Consider the following 3,663-nt stretch of genomic DNA (forward strand, 5'->3'; position numbering starts at 1 on the left):
CCTTGTCAGATCGAATAGACTTGTTAATAGCATCATCTTTGATGATGCGGGTGAGCGTGCAACACAAAAAATAAATAATAAAATTCCAAATAAAAAGGGAAGTGATTCCTCACTTCCCTTCATTTTCATTAGCATTTTCTTATAGAAAATGCACAAGTGGCTAATGAAGCACATTAGCCACTTGCCAAAAGTATTAATCAAACTTTTTTCTCTTGATTGATCTTATTATATGTATTATGTTTTAGGTGTGCTCCATGTTTGAATTACACTACAAAAGCCTAATGAGTAATTCATTAGGCTTTTTCCTTTGTATATACTGTGGCCAAAACTAACCTATAATACAAAAAGCGTATAGTATGAATTTGTGATGACTATATGCTATATTGTCGTTACCAAACAAATTATTTCAACATTTAAGGGGGACAATGATGGCTGAAGATAAGTTTGAACAAGCTAAAGGTAATATTAAAGAAACAGTTGGTAATGCAACGAATAATGAAGATTTAGAACAAGATGGTAAAAAAGATAAAGCGTCTGGCAAAGCAAAAGAGGTTGTTGATAACGCTAAAGATAAAGCATCCGAAGTTATTGATAAGTTCAAAAAGTAGAGCTTTGCAATCTTTTTTAAACTATTAGATACTATGGTATAGTGAATTTAGGTAAATCCTAATCCTTTTCTTTTGTTCTGTTTTTTCCTAAGTATAGTTAGATTTTAAGCCACTCTGAACGAGTGGCTTTTCTTATTCAATATTTTGGATGTCCTTCATCGGTATTTCCATTGTTTCATTGCCACCTTCTTTACTTATAATCATCGATTGCTTAAGTATATCTACATTTTTAATGTAGGCTTGGTGATCGTAAAAATATCCTTGCTTCCAATACGTAATAATAGCTTTTTCTCCACTATGCATTTTTCCAATATACTTTTTCATTTAGTACATCAAGTTGATCTTCAAAAAATTCAGGCCGTTCACTTTTGTTTTGATCTTTCATATACTGATCTAATTGCTGGTATTGTTCAGGTATTGTGGCAAACGGGTTGCCATTTCACAGAACCTCTCCCTTTAGGAATATTAGCACCTAAGTATTTTCTAGCTACCTTACGATAATCGGTCTCATTTTGATATTTTTCAAGAATCAATTATAACCACCTCTCCTTTCAATGTAGAACATACGTTCTCATATAGTAAGAGAGATTTTTGTTATACTACAAAAACCCTTCCTGTGCAAAAAGGAGGTGTTGTATATGCTAGTCGCAATTTCATTTGTTGCAAGTTTTATCGTATCAGTTATGGCTGGTATAGTTGCAAACTATATTTCAGACAAACTGAATAGGTAAAATTAAAACCCCCACAAAGCTTTGGCAGGCTGTGGGGGTTTTCTGTATATGCTAGTTCGCAATTCATTTGTTATTATAAGTATATCTCTTAATATGAGATTTGTAAAACTACAAGAGAGAGCAGGACAACAGCTAGAGGCTTTAATTATTATAATAATAAAATAAGTTTGAGCATTATAGTGAAATATCGGAGGTCGTATAGATGAAAAATCTAAGCAGAGAACAACGTTATGAAATGAAAATGAACTTTTTTAGTGAAGTTAGCGTAAGAGAGTTAGCAAGTAAATTACTTGTAGCCATAATTGCAATATGTGTAATTATAAATGGGGCAGATCAAATAACAAACTCAATAAATAATGCGCTTATAGGTGCAATAGTAGCAACAAGTATAATTATTATATTCGGCGTATTTGTAAGTTTATTATTTATAAAAGAATTGAATATACTGAAAAAGATAGAAAAAAAGAGTTAACAGTTAGTATCAACCCTGAACTCAAGCATATTTTGAATGAGATTACAGGCAATTTTACCAAATTTGAACTTAAAGAAATGACACAACTAAAGTCATCCTATGCTAAAAATATGTTTAGATTACTTAAACAATATAAACATACAGGTCATTGTGAACTACTCAACACTTAGCTAAACCTATCGGTTTTAACTATAGATAAAAAGTGTTATAATAGACGTAACGAGATATCAAACATTGTATACACCAATCCCCTCACTATTAGTAGTAGTGAGGGGATTATTTTTATGATGATGGTTTTAGATACGTTTGTATTGCTTGTAAGACGACGTTTTTTAAGTTGTCTTGTAATTCATCTTTATAGTTATGTTCGCGTACACTAAGGTCTAATGCACGTATCTGTAACGTGTCTATAACGCCTGTGACTAAACCTTTTTTAGTTTTGAGTTCAATATCCAATGGATAACGTTTCTCGCGATTTGTGATTGGTAACGCCCAAACGAAATTTGTACCATCTATTGTCATTTTATTATTTACGATTAAGCACGGTCTGATTTTTTGTTTTTCACGACCTCGAGTGGGGTCTAGGTCAATATAGTATATATCAAACTGTTTGATACTCATATTTCACGACCTACACTTTCTCCAAAATCAATTTCTGACTCGGTGTATCTACCACCATTTTTGAAAAAGTTTGTGATTTCATCTTCAATCGATTCTTCTTTCTTTTTGATAAACAAACCACCATTGATTTCAGATACTTCAACCTTATCTCCTACTTCAAAATCAGCAAGTTGTATGGTTTGTTTGCTTAAACTGATTGCTCTACTGTTTCCACTTTTGAATATGCGTTCAGATGTTTTAATCATAATTATCATCTCCTTATATTCATTATATCAATATGTACTTACTCACGTAAATACATTACAAGTATAAAAAAGAGTAGCAACTCGAAAGTTACTACTCGAAAGACACTTCATATTTTTATAGATATATTATTCTCGACGATAAATCGTTTGAAACGTTGCAATAAATATTACTTATTTTTATCTTCATCTTTCTTACTTGTTGCTAAAAAGTATAAAGGTGTTAGTAATGCGAGTGCTAACATTAAATAACGCCTTAATGTTTCGTGGCTGTTGTTCCACGGTATGAAGAATAAAATAAGCATTACTATTATAATTAATATGAGAAAAATTTGTTTCTTTCTGATATTATCACCTCTTATAATACAATCAATACAAAGGCTTTAGCTGTGTAATAAGCTAATGTTTTATTAAAGCCTAATTTATTTTGTAATCCTTTGGAAATTGCGTCTGTAATTGTTCCACCAAAACCTGTGATGTAGTCACAGAATTTAAAGATTGATTGGTAATGTAAGAAAGCAACTTTGACGCCTGCTCTTTTTTCGACTTGTTTTATGTAACCATCCCACGCTTTTTGTCCGACTTTTTTAGCAGTTGCTTTAATTGCTTTAGCCCCTAATGTAGCTTTACCTCTTTCAGATTGACCGTTAGCAAGTTGTTGAGCGTCACGTTCCATTTTGTCATATACGCCAGCTTTTTGGAAAGCTTCTTTGTTTTGATGTAAGCCTTCAAGTGCGCCTTCGCCCATTTTTTGTAGCTGTTCAGAAGCCTGTTGAATCTCTTGTTGATTTTGTTCGTAAGCCTTTGCTTCATTTGTTGTAAATAGAATAGTTGGTGCCATTATGCCTACTGCCATCAGACTAGATGAGATTTTTAGAATTTTACTATTCATACAAAGGTTCTGTTGCAAAGTTAAAAATTACATCATATATATACAAAAAAATGAAACATTAATCAAATTAAATGGAACAACTTCTTATTAAAACAAC

At 31.9% G+C, this 3,663-nt stretch carries 7 protein-coding genes and 1 pseudogene; 3 read left to right on the forward strand and 5 right to left on the reverse strand.

The genetic code is table 11. From position 1 onward, the window contains the following. The first annotated feature begins 428 nt into the window (after positions 1 to 428). Positions 429 to 608 carry a CsbD family protein gene (locus tag CD155_RS11050; protein ID WP_070597576.1) on the forward strand — a complete coding sequence of 60 codons (180 nt, stop codon included), beginning with the start codon at positions 429 to 431 and terminating at the stop codon, positions 606 to 608. Between the two features lie 132 nt (positions 609 to 740). Here CD155_RS11050 and CD155_RS13160 read toward each other — a convergent pair whose 3' ends face one another. Then, on the reverse strand, positions 741 to 932 hold the full coding sequence (locus CD155_RS13160; protein WP_256604997.1) for a YolD-like family protein: 192 nt from the start codon (positions 930 to 932) through the stop codon (positions 741 to 743). A gap of 609 nt (positions 933 to 1,541) precedes the next feature. On the opposite strand from CD155_RS13160, the gene CD155_RS11060 reads away from it, so the two are divergent. Together CD155_RS11060 and CD155_RS11065 are read left to right on the forward strand one after the other, a co-directional pair. Continuing rightward, positions 1,542 to 1,811: a hypothetical protein gene (locus CD155_RS11060; protein WP_103213362.1), complete on the forward strand. Its 270-nt coding sequence runs from the start codon at positions 1,542 to 1,544 to the stop codon at positions 1,809 to 1,811. Next, positions 1,805 to 1,969 (forward strand): annotated as a pseudogene (locus tag CD155_RS11065) (replication initiation protein); the annotation flags it as partial. The gene CD155_RS11060 and the pseudogene CD155_RS11065, both read left to right, overlap by 7 nt. Before the next feature lie 124 nt (positions 1,970 to 2,093). Here CD155_RS11065 and CD155_RS11070 read toward each other — a convergent pair. The 4 genes from CD155_RS11070 to CD155_RS11080 form a co-directional block, all read right to left on the reverse strand. After that, positions 2,094 to 2,432 (reverse strand): type II toxin-antitoxin system PemK/MazF family toxin, encoded by a 339-nt coding sequence (locus CD155_RS11070; protein ID WP_103213364.1) that lies wholly within the window; start codon positions 2,430 to 2,432, stop codon positions 2,094 to 2,096. Beyond that, positions 2,429 to 2,677, reverse strand: coding sequence for an AbrB/MazE/SpoVT family DNA-binding domain-containing protein (locus CD155_RS11075; protein WP_070664439.1), 249 nt, complete (start codon positions 2,675 to 2,677; stop codon positions 2,429 to 2,431). Before CD155_RS11075 ends, CD155_RS11070 begins: the two co-directional genes overlap by 4 nt. A 167-nt stretch (positions 2,678 to 2,844) precedes the next feature. Further along, the gene (locus tag CD155_RS13165) at positions 2,845 to 2,979 is read right to left on the reverse strand and encodes a hypothetical protein (RefSeq protein ID WP_256604996.1); all 135 of its coding nucleotides are present in this window, start codon (positions 2,977 to 2,979) and stop codon (positions 2,845 to 2,847) included. 53 nt (positions 2,980 to 3,032) lie between these two features. Further along, the gene (locus CD155_RS11080) at positions 3,033 to 3,566 is read right to left on the reverse strand and encodes a hypothetical protein (RefSeq protein ID WP_103213365.1); all 534 of its coding nucleotides are present in this window, start codon (positions 3,564 to 3,566) and stop codon (positions 3,033 to 3,035) included. Positions 3,567 to 3,663 lie beyond the last annotated feature (97 nt).

Source organism: Staphylococcus caprae (assembly GCF_002902725.1).
GTDB classification, from domain to species: Bacteria; Bacillota; Bacilli; order Staphylococcales; family Staphylococcaceae; genus Staphylococcus; species Staphylococcus caprae.

What these genes read in the sequence shown, in the direction of transcription:
- CD155_RS13160 (WP_256604997.1), bottom strand. Translation starts at nt 932, where the DNA reads ATGAAAAAGTATATTGGAAAAATGCATAGTGGAGAAAAAGCTATTATT.
- CD155_RS11070 (WP_103213364.1), bottom strand. Translation starts at nt 2,432, where the DNA reads ATGAGTATCAAACAGTTTGATATATACTATATTGACCTAGACCCCACT.
- CD155_RS11080 (WP_103213365.1), bottom strand. Translation starts at nt 3,566, where the DNA reads ATGAATAGTAAAATTCTAAAAATCTCATCTAGTCTGATGGCAGTAGGC.
- CD155_RS13165 (WP_256604996.1), bottom strand. Translation starts at nt 2,979, where the DNA reads ATGCTTATTTTATTCTTCATACCGTGGAACAACAGCCACGAAACATTA.
- CD155_RS11075 (WP_070664439.1), bottom strand. Translation starts at nt 2,677, where the DNA reads ATGATTAAAACATCTGAACGCATATTCAAAAGTGGAAACAGTAGAGCA.
- CD155_RS11060 (WP_103213362.1), top strand. Translation starts at nt 1,542, where the DNA reads ATGAAAAATCTAAGCAGAGAACAACGTTATGAAATGAAAATGAACTTT.
- CD155_RS11050 (WP_070597576.1), top strand. Translation starts at nt 429, where the DNA reads ATGGCTGAAGATAAGTTTGAACAAGCTAAAGGTAATATTAAAGAAACA.